We start from the raw sequence: 15,278 nt of genomic DNA, 5'->3' as shown, positions 1-15,278 counted from the left end.
GACAAAACCCCGGCAAGCCGGGGTTTTGTCGTATTGCCTGGCGGCCGTGGCCGCCCAGCTTAGCGACGGCTCGCCGGAGGCGCTGCCGCCGGCGCCGCGGCGCCGCCCGCCGACCGCATATAGCGGAAGAAGTCGGAATTGGGCTCCAGCACCAACACGTCGCGCTTGTCGCGGAACGTATTGCGGTAGGCCTCCATACTGCGCCAGAACTGGGCGAACTGCGGATCGCGGCCAAACGATTCTGCGTAGATCTGCGAGGCGCGGGCATCGCCCTCGCCCTTGATCTTCTGCGCATCGCGGTAGGCCTCGGCCAGCACGACTTCGCGCTGGCGATCTGCATCGGCGCGAATCTTCTCGCCTTCGGCGGCGCCGGTGGAGCGCAGCTCATTGGCCACGCGCTTGCGCTCGGCCTCCATGCGGCGATACACCGATTCGCTGATCGCGGGCAGCAGGTCGACGCGCTTCAGGCGCACGTCGATGATCTCGACGCCCACGGACTGGGCGTAGTCGGCCATCGCGGAGCGGATATTCTGCATCACCTTCTCACGCTCGCCGGCCACCAGCTCCGCCACCGTGCGCTTGCCGAATTCCTCGCGGGCAACGGAGTCGATACGCTGGGTCATGCGGTCCTGCGCGCCGCGGATGTTGCCATTGAAGGCCACGTAGAACTTGCGTGGATCGGTGATGCGCCATTTGACGAACCAGTCCACCACCATGCTTTTCTTCTCGGCGGTCAGGAAACGCTCCGAGGCGGCCACGTCGATGGTCAGCAGGCGGCGGTCCATGAAGATCACGTTCTGCAGCGGCGGCGGCAGCTTGAAGTGCAGGCCAGGCTCGTTCACCACCTGCTTGATCTGGCCAAACGCGAACACCACTGCGTACTGCCGCTGGTCCACCACGAATACCATCGACGAGCCGATCGCCAGCACGATGAAGAGGCCGATTACTACGGAAATCAGTCGGTTCATGTCAGGGCTCCTCAGCGCGAATCGCGGTCGCGGTTGCGCAACAGCTCGCGCGACCGGGTATCGCTGCCGGCTTCCGGCGCGGCAGGCGTGCTGCTGCCGGCCGCGGGCGCCTGCGCGGTGCCGGAACCCGGCGTGCCGCCCTGCGACTGCGCCATCAGCTTGTCCAGCGGCAGGTAGAGGAGATTGTTGCCCTGGCGCGAATCCACCAGCACCTTGGTCGAATTGGTATAGATCTGCTGCATGGTCTCGATGTAGATGCGGTCACGCGTCACCTGCGGGGCCTTGGCGTACTCGGCCTGGACCTGCCGGAAGCGCGAGGCATCGCCTTCGGCCTGGGCGGTCACCCGCGCCTTGTAGGCTTCAGCTTCTTCGTTCAGGCGCGCGGCGGTACCCTTGGCGCGCGGGATCACGTCATTGGCGTAAGCCTGGCCTTCGCTGATGGCACGCTCCCGGTCCTGGCTGGCCTTGTTGACATCGTCGAAGGCGGCCTGCACCTGCTCGGGCGGCTGCACGCTCTGCACGTTGACGGAGATCACGCGGATACCGGTCTTGTAGGCGCTCAGGATCGACTGGATGGACTTGGCCAGATTCTGTGCGATCTGCTCGCGGTTCTCGTAGAGCACCGCGTCCATCTTGTTGCGCCCGACGATCTCCCGCACCGAGGTCTCAGCGGCCTGGGTCACCAGTTCTTCATCGCCACCACGATCGGTCTTGTTGTAGAACAGGAATTCGCTCGCGTCCTGGATGTCGTATTGCACCGTGAAGCGGACGTCGATGATGTTCTCGTCCTGCGTCAGCATGGACGCGTCCTTCAGGTTGCTGTCCTTGATCGAAGTGGAGCGCCCCACCTCAACCGAACGCACGCCCGACAGGTTGACGATCTCGGCGGACTGGATCGGGTAAGGCAGGCGCCAGTTGATACCGGGGCCCGTGGTGTACTTGAACTTGCCGAACTGCAGGATGACGGCGGTCTGGCCTTCCTGCACCATGAAGAATCCGCTGGCCAGCCAGATGCCCAGCGCGGCGACCACCACCACGCCGGCACCGATGCCCGAGCCCTTGCCCGGCGTGCGCGCGCCGCCACCGAAGCCCTGGTTGCCGCCACCGCCGTTTTCCTTGCGGCCGAGCAGGCCATTCAGGCGGCGATTGAAATCGCGCCAGAGCTCGTCGAGGTCGGGCGGACCATCCTGCGGGGGACGCTGGTGCTGGCGATTGTTGTCGCGGCTGTCCTTGTCCTTGTCCTTGTCTTCGTCATCCGGGCCGCCCCGACCCCAACGTGGATCGTTCAACGACAGGATCGCGCGCAAACGCTGCCAGGCCGTCCACGACGGTGCATGGCCGCCGTTGCGGCCACCTGCGCGGCTGCCAAAGGCATGGCTCGATTCAGAATTCCGGGGAAACTGGGGCATGAAGTGCACGGGTCCGGGATAGTTGGAACAGGGGGATTCTAACAGTCATCGACGCCACATTTTCCTATTTGGGGCAATCTGGCCGTGATTTCCGTCGAACTGGATCAATGCATGTCGGGTTCTTCCGGATTCACCCCGGCGTCTTCGCGATCGTGATCGCCGCCGTCATCGCCGTCGTCGTGATAAGCCGCCGCATCAGCCAGGCGGGGGTCCAGCGGCGGACGTTCGGGCGGACGTTCGGCCAGCCAGCGCGCCACTTCCACCAAGGCCTCGCGCAAGGTGTCCAGACCGATGCCATCGCGCGCACTGACGAACACGCGCGTGGGCACGCCGTCCTCATTGCGCTCCACCCTGGGGCCCTGCGCCAGAAGCTCCGGCGCCGCGTCGATCTTGTTCATCACCACAATCTGCGGGATGTCGTCGGCATTGATCTCGGCCAGCACGCGATTGACCTGCTCGATCTGCTCATGCCGCACCGGACTGGAGGCGTCGACCACATGCAGCAGCAGATCCGCGTGCACGGTTTCTTCCAGCGTAGCCCGGAACGCAGCCACCAGCTGGGTGGGCAGATCGCGGATAAAACCGACGGTATCCGATAGCACCACGTTGCCCACATCCTCCAGGTAAAGCCGGCGCGAGGTGGTATCCAGCGTGGCGAACAACTGGTCGGCCGCGTAGGCACGCGCCTTGGTCAGGGCATTGAACAGCGTCGACTTGCCGGCATTGGTATAGCCGACCAGCGAGATGCTCAGGGTGTCGTTGCGGGCGCGCGCCCGCCGCTGGGTGCTGTGCTGGCGCTGCAGCCGCGTCAGGTCAGCCTTGAGCCGTTTGGCGCGTTCGTCCAGCAAGCGGCGATCGAGCTCGAGCTGACGCTCGCCCGGGCCGCCACGCATGCCGATACCGCCCTTCTGCCGCTCCAGGTGGCTCCAGGCGCGGACCAGCCGCGAAGCCTGGTACTGGACCTGGGCGAGTTCGACCTGCACCTTACCGACGTGGCTCTGTGCCCGCTGCCCGAAGATATCCAGGATCAGGCCCGTACGATCGATCACGTGGCGTTGCAGGAAACGCTCCAGATTGCGCTGCTGCGCAGGGCTGAGCGTGTGATTGAACACCACCACGTCGGCGTCAAGCGCATCGGCGGCTTCCTTCAGCTCCTCCGCCTTGCCGGAGCCGATGAACAACGCCGGATCCGGGCGCGACCGGCGCCCGGTCAGCGTATGCACCGGGGTAGAGCCGGCGGTCGACGTCAGCAACGCCAACTCGCTCAGGCTTTCCTGGAAATCATGTTTGCCGAAATCGACACCGACGAGGATGGCGCGGGAGGTCTCGGAATTGGAGGTGGCTCTGGATTGCAAACGGGAGGATCGCGAAACGCGAGAAAGGAAAACGGGTTGGAACCGGCTGGGAGGCAGTGGCGGGTGCCGTGAGGCAAGGCGCCGTGGCCCGGGAAAACACTCGAAGCGGGACGCTATCCGCGGCGGCATGCACCAGGGTGAGCATGTCCCTGCTCATGGCCGTTATGCGGCCAGAATGGCCGGGCATCGTTTGGTGTCGCGCCAGCGCATCTGGCCCCGGCGCGACACCGGCAACTGGCAGCCTTGTCGTGATGCGACCGGCCTGCCGAAAAAGACTGCGGAACACTCCGCGAAAGATCAACCTTCAGCCGTTTCGTCCACGCGGAAATTCACTGCGCGGGCCGGTACGACGGTGGAAATCGCATGCTTGTAGACCATCTGCGTCACGGTGTTGCGCAACAGGACGACGTACTGGTCGAACGACTCGATATTGCCTTGCAGCTTGATGCCATTGACGAGGTAGATTGAAACCGGTACGTGCTCTTTGCGCAGCGCGTTCAGGAACGGGTCTTGTAGCAATTGCCCTTTGTTGCTCATGGCACACTCCAAATTTATAGATTTAGTGATAGATGATGGGGACGATGATCCCCGATTCAAGTCAAACGGCGCAAAACCGCGCCAAAAAAAGATCAAAACGGTACCAAGCTAGCATCGTCTCGCAGGGAACCCCCTGCTACCGTGAATTTAGCCTCAGTTCCAAACGAACGCAAACGAAAGTTGGCCGCCCGGACTCCCGCTGCCCGACTCAATCCTTCGAGTCCGCATATGGGTTTTTGTTCGTACGAAATTCGATGCGAAGCGGCGTGCCCTTCAGTTTGAAAGCCGAGCGGAATCGGTTTTCCAGATAACGCCGATAGGTGTCCGCAATGCCGGAAAGCGAATTGCCGTGCACGATGATGATGGGCGGGTTGGAGCCTCCCTGGTGCGCGTAGCGCAGCTTGGGCCGGGTTGCACCGACGCGCCGCGGCTGCTGGAATTCGACCGCTTCCTGCAGGATCCGCGTGAGCTGCGGCGTGGGCAGCTTGACCATCGCCGCCGCATACGCGTCATCCACCGAGCGCAGCAGCGCGCTGATGCCGGTGCGCTCCTTCGCCGATACAAAGTGGAAGTTGGCGAAGTCGAGGAACTGCAGCTTGCGCTCCAGATCGTGCTTGATGCGGTCGCGGGAGTGCCCGTCGAGGCCGTCCCACTTATTGACACCGACCACCAGCGCACGGCCGGATTCCACAATGAAGCCGGCGATATGGGCGTCCTGCTCCGACACATCCTGCTGCGCGTCGAGCAACAGCACCACCACGTTCGCATCGGCGATCGACTGCAGCGTCTTGACCACCGAGAACTTCTCGATCGCCTCGAACACCTTGCCGCGCTTGCGCAGACCGGCGGTATCGATCAGCGTGTAGGGCTTGCCGCCACGCTCGAACTCCACGTAAATGGCGTCCCGCGTGGTGCCGGGCATGTCGAACGCGATCACGCGCTCTTCGCCGATCAGCGTATTGACCAGCGTGGACTTGCCCACGTTGGGGCGGCCCACGATGGCGATCTTCACACCACGCTGGGCGCCGTCGTCTTCCTCGGCGAGTTCGGGCCGCTCCTTCACCGCCAGCTCGAGCGCCTCGTCGACGAGTTCGCGCACGCCGTCGCCGTGGGTCGACGAGATGGCATAGGGATCTCCCATGCCCAGCTCGTAGAACTCGGACACCACGGTGGTGTACTTCATGCCTTCGGCCTTGTTCACGGCCAGCATGACGCGGCGCCCGGTCTTGCGCAGGTAATCGGCGATCACCCGGTCCTGGGGCGCCAGCCCGAGGCGGCCGTCGACAAGAAAGATCACCACATCGGCCTCGACCACGGCCTGGCGGGTCTGCTTGGCCATTTCGGCCACAATACCGTCCTTGGCCACCGGCTCGAAGCCACCGGTGTCGATCGCGATGAACGGGCGTTCACCGATACGGCCTTCGCCATAGTGGCGATCGCGCGTGAGCCCCGGCAAATCGGCGACAAGTGCGTCGCGCGAACGGGTCATGCGGTTGAATAGCGTCGACTTGCCCACATTGGGGCGGCCGACCAGAGCGATAACTGGTTTCATGCAATAAACGGAAATGGGGGCCGGCAGATGCCGCCCCCCAGGAACTCCGGAGTGATATGGGTCCGACGGCCGGGCGTCGCGCGCCTGGCCACTTTTCCTGTCGGGCGGCCGGGTTGGCTTTGCAACCCGGCCTCGTTCACCTGCACGGCCAGGAGGGCCGCGCTACCGGATTGGCGCCGCCCATGCCGACAGGTGCATGGGCAGTCGCCATGAATATTGACCGCCTCAGTCCGGCACGAAGCCGTAGAGGTTGCCATCGCGCGTCTGCACCACCAGGGACGTGCCCGCCACAACCGGCGCAGCGGTAATCTCGCTGCCATCGGTCTTCAGGCGTGCCACGAACTGGCCGTCCTCACGCGAAATGAAGTGTACATAGCCCTCATAATCGCCCGCCACCACCGAACGCCCCACCGCCAGCGGCGTGCCGAGGCGGCGGTAGAGCAGTTGATCGTTCTTCCAGCGTTCCGTGCCGTTCTGGCGGTCGAAGGCATGGACCACCGAGCGCTCGTCGCTGGCGTACAGCGAGGCGTCATCCTGCGCGGGGCCGGTCGGAGACGAGAAATCCTTGCCCCATTGCGGCTGGCCATTGGCCAGTTCCAGGCAGGCGATCCGTCCCTGGAACGTGGTGGCGCAAACCTGGCGGCCATTGACCATGGGCTGGCCCGTCACGTCGTTGAGCCGTTCAATCTCGGACACGCCCTTCGGATAGGAAACCGTGCTCTCCCAGCGCAGCACGCCGTTGCCGGGAGCCAGCACGCCCAGCTTGCCGCCGGGGAAGCCCATCACGATGCCGTCGCCGGCAAACACCATGCCCATCGACGCGCGCAGGTTGAGCGCGGTCTGCGAGCGCTGGTAGATCCAGCGGCGCTCGCCGGTCTGCGCGTCCAGGCCCAGCACGCGGGTATCGGTCGTACGCACCACCACCAGGCCGTTGCCGACCAGCGGCGCGGAGAGGACCTCGCCATTGACCTGCTTCTTCCAGAGCTGCTTGCCGCTGCCGTCGAAGGCGAACACCGCGCCCTTCTCGCCCGCCACCGCCGTGACGGAGCCGTCGCTGCCCGGCCCGGAGGTCAGGTCGATGTCGGTCTTGGCCTCCCACAGGGTACGGCCGGTGGTGCCGTCGAGCGCCATCACCTTGCCGCCGTTGGAAGACGCATAGACGGTGCCGCCGGCGACGGCGGGCTGCAGCGTGTAAGGGCCGCCCTTGCCGACGCTGGCTTTCCAGGCCTGGCGCACCGACAGCGTCTGGGTGATCGGCTTGAGTTCGACCGGCGTACGCTTGTCACTCTTGCTGAACAGCGAGCAGCCGCCAAGGCTGGCGACGCTGGCCGCACAAGCGGTGGCCACCACCAGGGCGCGGACGAACTTGCCGTGTTGCTGGTTCTGGGCCGTGCCGGAAAACAATGACTTCATGAGGTTCCGATCCTGAATTGGGTTGAAGCGCAAGGGTGCGGACCTGCGCAAATGCGAGTGCCCGCGGGCCTTTCGGCTAGCCGGATCTACCGCCTTCAGGCGGTGCCCAGCGCGTCGAGCTTGAACTGGATGATCTGGCGCATGGCCGCATCGTTGGCGCTCAGCTTGTCGAGCGCCTTCTGGTAGGCCGACCGTGCTTCCGAGCGCTTGTCCTGGGCTGCCAGCAGATCGCCGCGGCGGTCGGCATACAGTGCCACGAACGGTGCCGGCGGCTCGTCCTTCAGCAGCGCCAGGCCCTGGTCGTAAGCCTTCTCGTCGAGCAGCACGCCAGCCAGGCGCACGCGCGCGAGGTGGGCATATTCGCCTTCACCGTGGTCGATCGCCCACTGCAGCTGGGTCTTCGCGCCGGCCAGGTCGCCTGCATCGTACAGCACCTTGGCCGACACCAGCGCGGTCATGGGGCCATAGGCGGTCTTGCCGAATTTCTGCTCGAGGTCGCCGGCGGCGCGCTTGATCCGCTCGACGTCGCGGCTCTCGGCGGCCTTGACGACCTGCTCGTACAGCAGCGCGGCTTCGCCGGCCTGCTTGCGTTGCCAGTAGTTCCAGCCGCTCCAGGCAGCGAAGGCCAGCAAGCCGGCGATCAGGGCCCAGGTCACGGTATTGCCATACTGGCGCCACCAGGCCTTGAGGCTTTCAAGCTGTTCCTGTTCTTCTAGATCGTAAGCCATGTCGAGGGATCCACCCGCGTGTGTTTGTTATAAGGGACCGCGCCGCGCGGCCCCCGGTTCCGCTGCCTGGTTTCTTATTCGCTGGCGCCGACCATCGCGTCGATGATGTGGGCGACCAGTTCTTCAGCCGGTACCGTCACCTGCGTGCCACCGCCTTCGGCCTGCGCGCCTTGCCGCAGATCCTTGACCTGGACCGTACCCGCCGCCACTTCGTCGTCGCCAATGATAACGGCATAGCCGGCGCCGTTACCGTCCGCACGCTTCATCTGCGACTTGAAGCTGCCGCTCTTGCCGTCCGGCGTGGCATGCAGCAGCACGTCGAGCCCGGCATCGCGCAGCCGCTCGGCGACGATCATGGCCTGCAGGCCCGCCGCTTCGCCCTGGTGGACGAGGTACACATCGCACCCTTCCGCCTGTGGCGCGAGTTTCTCCTCGCGCAGCAGCTCGATGATGCGCTCGATGCCCATCGCCCAGCCGCAAGCGGGCGCCGGCTTGCCGCCCATCTGCGCAATCAGCGGATCGTAGCGGCCGCCGCCGGCAATGGTGCCCTGCGCGCCGAGCTTGTCGGTAATCCACTCGAACACCGTCAGGTTGTAGTAATCCAGCCCTCGCACCAGGCGCGGGTTGATCTTGAACGGGATGTTGTTGGCCTTGAGCAGGCGCTGCACGCCGTCAAAGTGGGCCAGCGACTCCTCGCCCAGGAAGTCGATCAGCTTGGGCGCGTTGCTTGCCATTTCCTGCAGCGCGGGATTCTTGGTATCCAGCACGCGCAACGGGTTGGTATACAGGCGGCGCTTGCTGTCTTCGTCAAGAATGTCCTGGAAGCCTTCCAGGTACTTGATCAGTTCTTCGCGATGCGCGGCGCGCTCGTGCGCCTGGCCCAGCGAATTGAGCTCCAGCCGCACCCCGACCAGCCCGAGGTCGTCCCACAGGCGCTGGCACATCATGATGATCTCGGCATCCACGTCGGGACCGGCGAAGCCGAGTGCCTCCGCACCAAGCTGATGGAACTGGCGATAGCGCCCGCGCTGGGGACGCTCGTGGCGGAACATCGGGCCGGTGTACCACAGGCGCTTGGGGCCGTCGTACAGCAGGTTGTGCTCGATGGTGGCACGCACCGCGGCCGCCGTGCCCTCGGGGCGCAGCGTCAGTTGCTCGCCGTTAAGCGCGTCGGTGAAGGAATACATTTCCTTCTCGACGATGTCGGTGACTTCGCCGATGCCGCGCACGAACAGTTGCGTGTGCTCGACGATGGGGGTGCGGATCTGCTGGTAGCCATAGGCGCGCAGCATGGCGCGCGCGGCGCTCTCGAAATGCTCCCACAGCGGCGCGTCCGCGGGCAGCATGTCGTTCATGCCCTTGACGCCCTGCAGTGCCTTGGGCAACTTGATCTTGCTGTCGGCCTTGGCGCCGTCGCTGGCGGCCGCCGGATTCACGGGTTGGTTCATCTTCTCTTGTATTTCCCTGCAGCGCCTGGCCTTGATGGCTCAGGCTGCCGCCTCATTGCCTGCGCGTCCGGCGTCCTTGCCGTAACGGGTCCGCACATAGTCATCGACGATCGCCTGGAATTCCTCGGCAATCCGATCGCCGCGCAGCGTCTTGACCTTGACGCCGTCGACGAACACCGGCGCCGCCGGCGATTCGCCCGAGCCCGGCAGCGAGATGCCGATATTGGCATGCTTGCTTTCGCCCGGCCCGTTCACGATGCAGCCCATCACGGCCACATCCATTTCTTCCACGCCTGGGTAGGCAGTCTTCCAGGTGGGCATCTGCTCGCGCAGGTAGCTCTGGATACTGGACGCCAGTTCCTGGAAGGTAGTGCTGGTGGTGCGGCCGCAGCCGGGGCAGGCAATCACCATCGGGGTGAAGTTGCGCAGTCCCATGGTCTGCAGGATCTCCTGCCCCACATAAACTTCCTTCTCGCGCGCGGCGCCGGGTTCCGGTGTCAGTGAGATGCGAATGGTGTCGCCGATGCCTTCCTGCAGCAGCACCGAGAGCGCGGCGGTGGAGGCCACGATGCCCTTGCTGCCCATGCCCGCCTCGGTCAGCCCGAGGTGCAAGGCGTAGTCGCACCGCTTGGTCAGCTCGCGGTAGACCGCGATCAGCTCCTGCACTTGCGAAACCTTGCACGACAGGATGATCTGATTGCCGGGCAGGCCGATTTCCTCGGCCTTCTTCGCCGACTCGATGGCGGAAGTGATCAGCGCCTCGACCATCACGTTCTGGGCCGGCCACGGCTCGGCGCGCTGCGCGTTCTCGTCCATGACGCGCGCCAGCAGTGACTGGTCCAGGCTGCCCCAATTGACGCCGATGCGCACCGGCTTGTCATAGCGGCAGGCCATCTCGATCATCTGCGCGAATTGCGTGTCGCGTTTCGCGCCCTGCCCTACGTTGCCGGGGTTGATGCGGTACTTCGACAGCGCCTGGGCGCAGTCGGGGAAATCCTGCAGCAGCTTATGGCCGTTGTAATGGAAGTCGCCCACCAGCGGCACATTCACGCCCATGCGGTCCAACTGCTCGCGCAGGGCGGGGACCGCCGCCGCGGCTTCCGGCGTATTGACCGTGATGCGCACGATCTCGGAACCGGCACGCGCCAGCTCCTTGACCTGGATCGCGGTGCCGATGGCGTCCACCGTGTCGGTATTCGTCATCGACTGCACGCGCACGGGCGCGTCGCCACCGATGGTGACCACGTTGTCGCCCCACACCACGCGCGCCTGGCGCGTCTTGCGGCGGGGCAACGGGCCGGGCAGGACCGGCATACAAGCCTGTTGATTCATAGCATTACCACCTTGCAATGCGGAGATACGCATGGCTGGAGAAACGACGTTCAGGGCAGCGTCAGGCGCGCCACGTTATTGCGGTTCGCGGACTGCAGGTCGACCGGCGTGCCATTGCGGGTCAGCGACTCGACGCCCTTGACATTGCCGATCACGATTTTATAAGGCGGCGTACCACCGCCGCTCAGATCCTGGCCGGCACGCGCGGTGCCGCCGAGCACGACCTTGCCGCCGCGGTCGCGGATCTCATACCAGGTGTCGGAAGCAAAACGGATCCGCAACTCGCCGGTACCGGCCGCCGCAGTTGATGCCGCGGTTGCGGCGGGCGCCGCAGCCGCTGGTGCCGCTGACGCTGGTGCCGCAGGCATCGCGGGCGCTGGTGCCGCTGCCGAAGCAGCAATCCCGGCGGAGGCCGGTGCCGCCGGCGCCACCACGGCGGGGCCACTGGCCGGCAGCGCCTCGGAAGGCGCGGGGGCGTCGGACGCAGCCATCACCGGCGGCAGCGCCGCCGTCACCGTACCTGGCTCGCCGCCTTGCACCGTGGCTTCCGCTGCCGGGGGCGCCGTGAGGTTTTCCTTTCGCGCTTCCATCCACTGCTTGAAATGGTCCAGGCCGAACAACACGCCGCCGCCAATCACGGCGACGACCAGGGCCAGCCAGATCCAGCGGCCACCAGAGCCACCAGAGCCAAAGCGGTTGCGGTCGTCGAAGCTTTCGTTCAGGCCACCTTCGCGGCGCATGCCGATTTCCACCACCGGCACGGCCTGTGCGTGAAAGCGCGCCAGCAGGGCATCGATGTCGACCTGGAGCATTCGCGCATAGGCACGCATCACGCCTTTGGCAAAGGTCACGTCGGGCAACGCCGCGACGTCGCCCTGCTCAATCGCCGCCAGCTTGTGCGCGGCTACCTTCAGCCTCGCACTGACATCTTCCAGCGAGAAACGCTGATCCTGGCGCGCTTGCGCCAGCCGATCACCGATCTCGCGCGCCACCGCCTCGCGCCCGGCGTCGGCGGCGGTGCCGCCCACGTGTCCCGTCGCTGCAGTCTGGCCCTCGGCGCGCTCGTGCTCACTCATCCCATGCTCCTTGTTCGTATGCGGTCAACTCACGCGAATCGGGGAAACGGCTGCGCAACTGTGCCACCAGGGCATTCTGCGCCGCGACGTCGCCCTGACGGCGGGCAATGCGCGCACCCAGCCAGAGGGATTGCGCGCTGACGAAATTGCTGCTGTTGACGCGCCCGACATACTGCTGGGCTCGCTGGTAGTCCCCGCGCTGGTAATACAGCAGCGCCAGGTTGCTGTTCGCCACCGGGTTGCCGCGATCGAATCGCAGCGCGCCAAACAGGCTCTTCTCGGCCGCCTCATCCTTGCCATTGCGCAACTGGCAGGTGCCGAGGCTGGTCAGGGCCTTGCCCGGCCCGCTCGCCGACGGAGCGGACACCGCGCGCTCCAGGTAGGGCACGCCCTCGGCATAGCGCCCGTTCATGCACAGGAACCAGCCATAGTTGTTCAGTACGTCGCCATCGTCAGCGCGCATCGACAGCGCGGTGCGAAAGCTCTCCTCGGCCAGCACGCGCTCGTTCATATTCATATAGACCAGCGCGCGGATATGGTACGCATCGACCAGGGTCGGATCGATCGCGATGGCCTGCTTCGCTTCGTCCAGTGCAACGCCGTACTGGCCGGCCTCCAGGTAGCTTGTTGCCAGCTGGAGGCGGATCGTGGCGCGCCGGCTAACATCGGTCTGGTCGGACGCCGTCTGCAGTTCCGGCTTGGCCGGCGGCGGCAACTGGCAGGCAGACAGCAGCACCAGCCCCATCAGGACCGCGACTATCAGACGCGTCATGCAGGGCGCGCCTCTTGCGGCTGGCTGGGAGCAGCCACGATCGGCGTGATCTTGCCGAACTTGCCGCGCTGCGCCAGGCGGGTGCGGTCCTTGACCTCGCCAGCCAGCTGGCCGCAGGCGGCATCGATATCGTCGCCGCGCGTCTTGCGGATGGTGGTGACAATGCCGGCGTCCATCAAGACCTGGGCGAAGCGGCGGATCTGCTCGTTGTTCGAGCGCTTGAGGCCCGACTCCGGGAAGGGGTTGAACGGAATCAGGTTGAATTTGCATGGCACGTCGGCCACCAGCTTCAACAGTTCCCGGGCATGCTCGACACCGTCGTTGACGCCATCCAGCATGCAATATTCGAAAGTGATGAAATCGCGCGGGGCGAATTCGAGATAGCGACGGCAAGCCGCCATCAATTCGGCCAGCGGATACTTCTTGTTGAGCGGCACCAGCATGTCGCGCAACGGGTCGTTGGACGCGTGCAGCGAAACTGCCAGCGCCACGGGCAAATCCTTGGCCAGGCGGTCCATCATCGGCACCACGCCGGACGTGGACAGCGTCACTCGCCGGCGCGACAGCCCATAGGCGTTGTCGTCCAGCATGAGGCGCATGGCCGGCACCACCTGATCGTAGTTGAGCAGCGGCTCGCCCATGCCCATCATCACCACATTGGAGATGACGCGGTCGTCCTTGGGGCCACGGCCCAGCTGGGAACGCATGGCGAACTCGGCCATCCATAGCTGGCCGATGATCTCGCCAGTGGACAGGTTGCGCGAGAAGCCCTGCTTGCCGGTGGAACAAAAGCGGCAATTGACGGCGCACCCCGCCTGGGAAGACACGCACAGCGTCCCACGCGTCTCCTCGGGGATGTACACCGTCTCCACCGCATCGCCAGCGCCAACGTCGAGCAGCCACTTGCGCGTGCCGTCGGCCGACAGGTTGTCGGTGATAACGGCGGGCGAGCGGATCTCGGCCCGCGTGGCGAGCTTTTCGCGCAGCGACTTGGCGAGATCCGACATGGCATCGAAACGGCTGGCGCCGAACTGGTGAATCCAGCGCTGCAACTGCCGCGCACGAAACGGCTTCTCGCCGAGCTCCCCGCAATAAGCGGTGAGCGCGTCCGCATCCAGATCGAGCAGGTTGACGAGAGTGTTCATGACGGCAGTATCGACTTCAATATCAGTCTAGTCTTGGGCAATATGCCAGACAATCAGCGGCTGTAAACGTTCATGCCAGGGAAGAAGAAAGCAATCTCGACGGCAGCGGTTTCCGCTGCGTCCGAGCCGTGCACGGCGTTGGCGTCGATGCTGTCGGCGAAATCAGCGCGGATGGTACCGGCTTCAGCCTTCTTCGGGTCGGTCGCGCCCATCAGGTCGCGGTTCTTCAGGATGGCGTTTTCGCCTTCCAGGGCCTGGATCATCACCGGGCCGGAAACCATGAAGTCCACCAGGTCCTTGAAGAACGGGCGGGCTGCGTGCACTGCATAGAACTGCTCGGCTTCGCCGCGCGACAGGTGAACCATCTTGGCAGCCACGACCTTCAGGCCGGCGGCCTCGAAACGCGCGTAAATCTGGCCAATGACATTCTTTGCCACGGCATCCGGCTTGATAATCGACAGGGTGCGTTCGATCGCCATAAAAACTCCGAAAAATGAAGGGGTTACAACTGGAATAAACGTGCAATTCTAGCACGAGACAGTTATGGTTTCGAGAATGCCCATAGTCGCCCGCCACTGAATGCCGGGACTGATGGAGCTTGCGCCTAAAAGTAGCACAAAGATCACATTAAATTGAGAGCCTGTACAGGGAACGCACAAGGCGCATTGCGATCAAACGATCACTGGCAGTGCGGATTCTGCGTAAAAGTGGCGAATGGGTTCCCCGCCCCTTGCAATTCCCCCTCCGCGATGCCACATTTGCGTTGTGCCCGCTGGGTTACCCCGGCGCCTCACCGTTTTGAGACAGGAGTCACCATGGATAACAAGCTGAACACATACAGTTTCGGCAGCGGCACCGCAACGAGCGACGTTGTGGTGCGCAATCGGGTCATGCGCAACACGTACTGGTTGCTCGCCATTTCGATGATCCCCACCGTACTCGGTGCCTGGATCGGCGTCACGACCGGCTTCAGCCTGATGAAAGGCAGCCCCGGCCTGTCGCTGATCCTGTTCCTGGGTATCGCGTTCGGCTTCTTCTACGCCATCGAGAAGACCAAGAACAGCAGCATGGGCGTGGTCCTGCTGCTGGCCTTTACCTTCTTCATGGGCCTGATGCTGTCGCGCCTGATCGGGTCGGTGCTGCAGTTCTCGAACGGTCCGGCACTGATCATGTATGCCTTCGGCGGCACAGCCGCGGTATTCGGCGCCATGGCCACCATCGCCACCGTCAGCAAGCGCGATTTCTCCGGGCTGAGCAAATTCCTGTTCGTCGGGGTGATCCTGCTGATCCTGGCCAGCGTCGCCAATATCTGGCTGCAGTTGCCGTCCCTGATGATCACGGTTTCGGTGATTGCCATCGGCATCTTCTCGGCCTATATCCTCTTTGACGTGCAGCGCGTGCTGAACGGCGGCGAGACCAACTACATCACGGCAACGCTGGCAATTTATCTGGACGTGTACAACGTCTTCGCCAACTTGCTGGCACTGCTCGGCATTTTCGGCGGCAACCGCGACTGAGGTGGGCGGCCTCGCGCCGCCCTGCT

The 15,278-nt window shown here is 64.5% G+C and carries 14 protein-coding genes; 1 reads left to right on the top strand and 13 read right to left on the bottom strand.

From position 1 onward, the window contains the following. Positions 1 to 59: 59 nt before the first annotated feature. The 13 genes from hflC to ndk form a co-directional block, all read right to left on the bottom strand. On the bottom strand, positions 60 to 968 hold the full coding sequence (gene hflC / locus CF70_RS31090) for a protease modulator HflC (protein WP_035874879.1): 909 nt from the start codon (positions 966 to 968) through the stop codon (positions 60 to 62). Positions 969 to 979: 11 nt separating this feature from the next. Then, on the bottom strand, positions 980 to 2,377 hold the full coding sequence (gene hflK / locus CF70_RS31085) for an FtsH protease activity modulator HflK (protein WP_035874876.1): 1,398 nt from the start codon (positions 2,375 to 2,377) through the stop codon (positions 980 to 982). Positions 2,378 to 2,481: 104 nt separating this feature from the next. Beyond that, the gene (gene hflX / locus CF70_RS31080; RefSeq protein ID WP_035874873.1) at positions 2,482 to 3,732 is read right to left on the bottom strand and encodes a GTPase HflX; all 1,251 of its coding nucleotides are present in this window, start codon (positions 3,730 to 3,732) and stop codon (positions 2,482 to 2,484) included. A gap of 297 nt (positions 3,733 to 4,029) precedes the next feature. Continuing rightward, a complete protein-coding gene (gene hfq, locus CF70_RS31075; protein ID WP_006157757.1) occupies positions 4,030 to 4,269 on the bottom strand; it encodes an RNA chaperone Hfq in 240 nt (79 codons plus the stop codon). A gap of 208 nt (positions 4,270 to 4,477) precedes the next feature. After that, on the bottom strand, positions 4,478 to 5,821 hold the full coding sequence (gene der, locus CF70_RS31070) for a ribosome biogenesis GTPase Der (RefSeq protein WP_035874870.1): 1,344 nt from the start codon (positions 5,819 to 5,821) through the stop codon (positions 4,478 to 4,480). A gap of 225 nt (positions 5,822 to 6,046) precedes the next feature. After that, entirely contained in the window at positions 6,047 to 7,234 is a 1,188-nt protein-coding gene (gene bamB / locus CF70_RS31065; RefSeq protein ID WP_051649278.1) for an outer membrane protein assembly factor BamB, read from the bottom strand. Positions 7,235 to 7,329: 95 nt separating this feature from the next. After that, complete coding sequence (locus CF70_RS31060; RefSeq protein ID WP_035874867.1) at positions 7,330 to 7,962, bottom strand: YfgM family protein; 633 nt, start codon at positions 7,960 to 7,962, stop codon at positions 7,330 to 7,332. Positions 7,963 to 8,036: 74 nt separating this feature from the next. Next, the gene (gene hisS / locus CF70_RS31055) at positions 8,037 to 9,410 is read right to left on the bottom strand and encodes a histidine--tRNA ligase (RefSeq protein WP_035874865.1); all 1,374 of its coding nucleotides are present in this window, start codon (positions 9,408 to 9,410) and stop codon (positions 8,037 to 8,039) included. A gap of 39 nt (positions 9,411 to 9,449) precedes the next feature. After that, positions 9,450 to 10,742 (bottom strand): flavodoxin-dependent (E)-4-hydroxy-3-methylbut-2-enyl-diphosphate synthase, encoded by a 1,293-nt coding sequence (ispG, locus tag CF70_RS31050; RefSeq protein WP_035874861.1) that lies wholly within the window; start codon positions 10,740 to 10,742, stop codon positions 9,450 to 9,452. 50 nt (positions 10,743 to 10,792) lie between these two features. Beyond that, positions 10,793 to 11,818, bottom strand: a complete 1,026-nt coding sequence (locus CF70_RS31045; protein ID WP_035874858.1) for a RodZ domain-containing protein — start codon at positions 11,816 to 11,818, stop codon at positions 10,793 to 10,795. Next, positions 11,811 to 12,590: a type IV pilus biogenesis/stability protein PilW gene (gene pilW, locus CF70_RS31040; protein WP_035874855.1), complete on the bottom strand. Its 780-nt coding sequence runs from the start codon at positions 12,588 to 12,590 to the stop codon at positions 11,811 to 11,813. The genes CF70_RS31045 and pilW overlap by 8 nt, the downstream gene beginning before the upstream one ends. Next, on the bottom strand, positions 12,587 to 13,735 hold the full coding sequence (rlmN, locus tag CF70_RS31035) for a 23S rRNA (adenine(2503)-C(2))-methyltransferase RlmN (protein ID WP_035874852.1): 1,149 nt from the start codon (positions 13,733 to 13,735) through the stop codon (positions 12,587 to 12,589). The genes pilW and rlmN overlap by 4 nt, the downstream gene beginning before the upstream one ends. A 53-nt stretch (positions 13,736 to 13,788) precedes the next feature. Continuing rightward, complete coding sequence (ndk, locus tag CF70_RS31030) at positions 13,789 to 14,214, bottom strand: nucleoside-diphosphate kinase (protein WP_035874849.1); 426 nt, start codon at positions 14,212 to 14,214, stop codon at positions 13,789 to 13,791. 336 nt (positions 14,215 to 14,550) lie between these two features. Here ndk and CF70_RS31025 point away from each other — a divergent pair, with 336 nt between their 5' ends. Continuing rightward, positions 14,551 to 15,252 (top strand): Bax inhibitor-1/YccA family protein, encoded by a 702-nt coding sequence (locus CF70_RS31025; protein ID WP_035874846.1) that lies wholly within the window; start codon positions 14,551 to 14,553, stop codon positions 15,250 to 15,252. Positions 15,253 to 15,278: the final 26 nt, after the last annotated feature.

Source organism: Cupriavidus sp. SK-3, from assembly GCF_000611145.1.
Classification (GTDB): domain Bacteria; phylum Pseudomonadota; class Gammaproteobacteria; order Burkholderiales; family Burkholderiaceae; genus Cupriavidus.
Note: the sequence above shows the minus strand (reverse complement) of the source record. Positions and strands in the feature narration are given on the sequence as shown.

Bases quoted from the DNA above. Each gene is read 5' to 3' on its own strand.
- hflC (WP_035874879.1), bottom strand. From the start codon at position 968: ATGAACCGACTGATTTCCGTAGTAATCGGCCTCTTCATCGTGCTGGCG.
- hflK (WP_035874876.1), bottom strand. From the start codon at position 2,377: ATGCCCCAGTTTCCCCGGAATTCTGAATCGAGCCATGCCTTTGGCAGC.
- hfq (WP_006157757.1), bottom strand. From the start codon at position 4,269: ATGAGCAACAAAGGGCAATTGCTACAAGACCCGTTCCTGAACGCGCTG.
- der (WP_035874870.1), bottom strand. From the start codon at position 5,821: ATGAAACCAGTTATCGCTCTGGTCGGCCGCCCCAATGTGGGCAAGTCG.
- bamB (WP_051649278.1), bottom strand. From the start codon at position 7,234: ATGAAGTCATTGTTTTCCGGCACGGCCCAGAACCAGCAACACGGCAAG.
- CF70_RS31060 (WP_035874867.1), bottom strand. From the start codon at position 7,962: ATGGCTTACGATCTAGAAGAACAGGAACAGCTTGAAAGCCTCAAGGCC.
- hisS (WP_035874865.1), bottom strand. From the start codon at position 9,410: ATGAACCAACCCGTGAATCCGGCGGCCGCCAGCGACGGCGCCAAGGCC.
- ispG (WP_035874861.1), bottom strand. From the start codon at position 10,742: ATGAATCAACAGGCTTGTATGCCGGTCCTGCCCGGCCCGTTGCCCCGC.
- CF70_RS31045 (WP_035874858.1), bottom strand. From the start codon at position 11,818: ATGAGTGAGCACGAGCGCGCCGAGGGCCAGACTGCAGCGACGGGACAC.
- pilW (WP_035874855.1), bottom strand. From the start codon at position 12,590: ATGACGCGTCTGATAGTCGCGGTCCTGATGGGGCTGGTGCTGCTGTCT.
- rlmN (WP_035874852.1), bottom strand. From the start codon at position 13,735: ATGAACACTCTCGTCAACCTGCTCGATCTGGATGCGGACGCGCTCACC.
- ndk (WP_035874849.1), bottom strand. From the start codon at position 14,214: ATGGCGATCGAACGCACCCTGTCGATTATCAAGCCGGATGCCGTGGCA.
- CF70_RS31025 (WP_035874846.1), top strand. From the start codon at position 14,551: ATGGATAACAAGCTGAACACATACAGTTTCGGCAGCGGCACCGCAACG.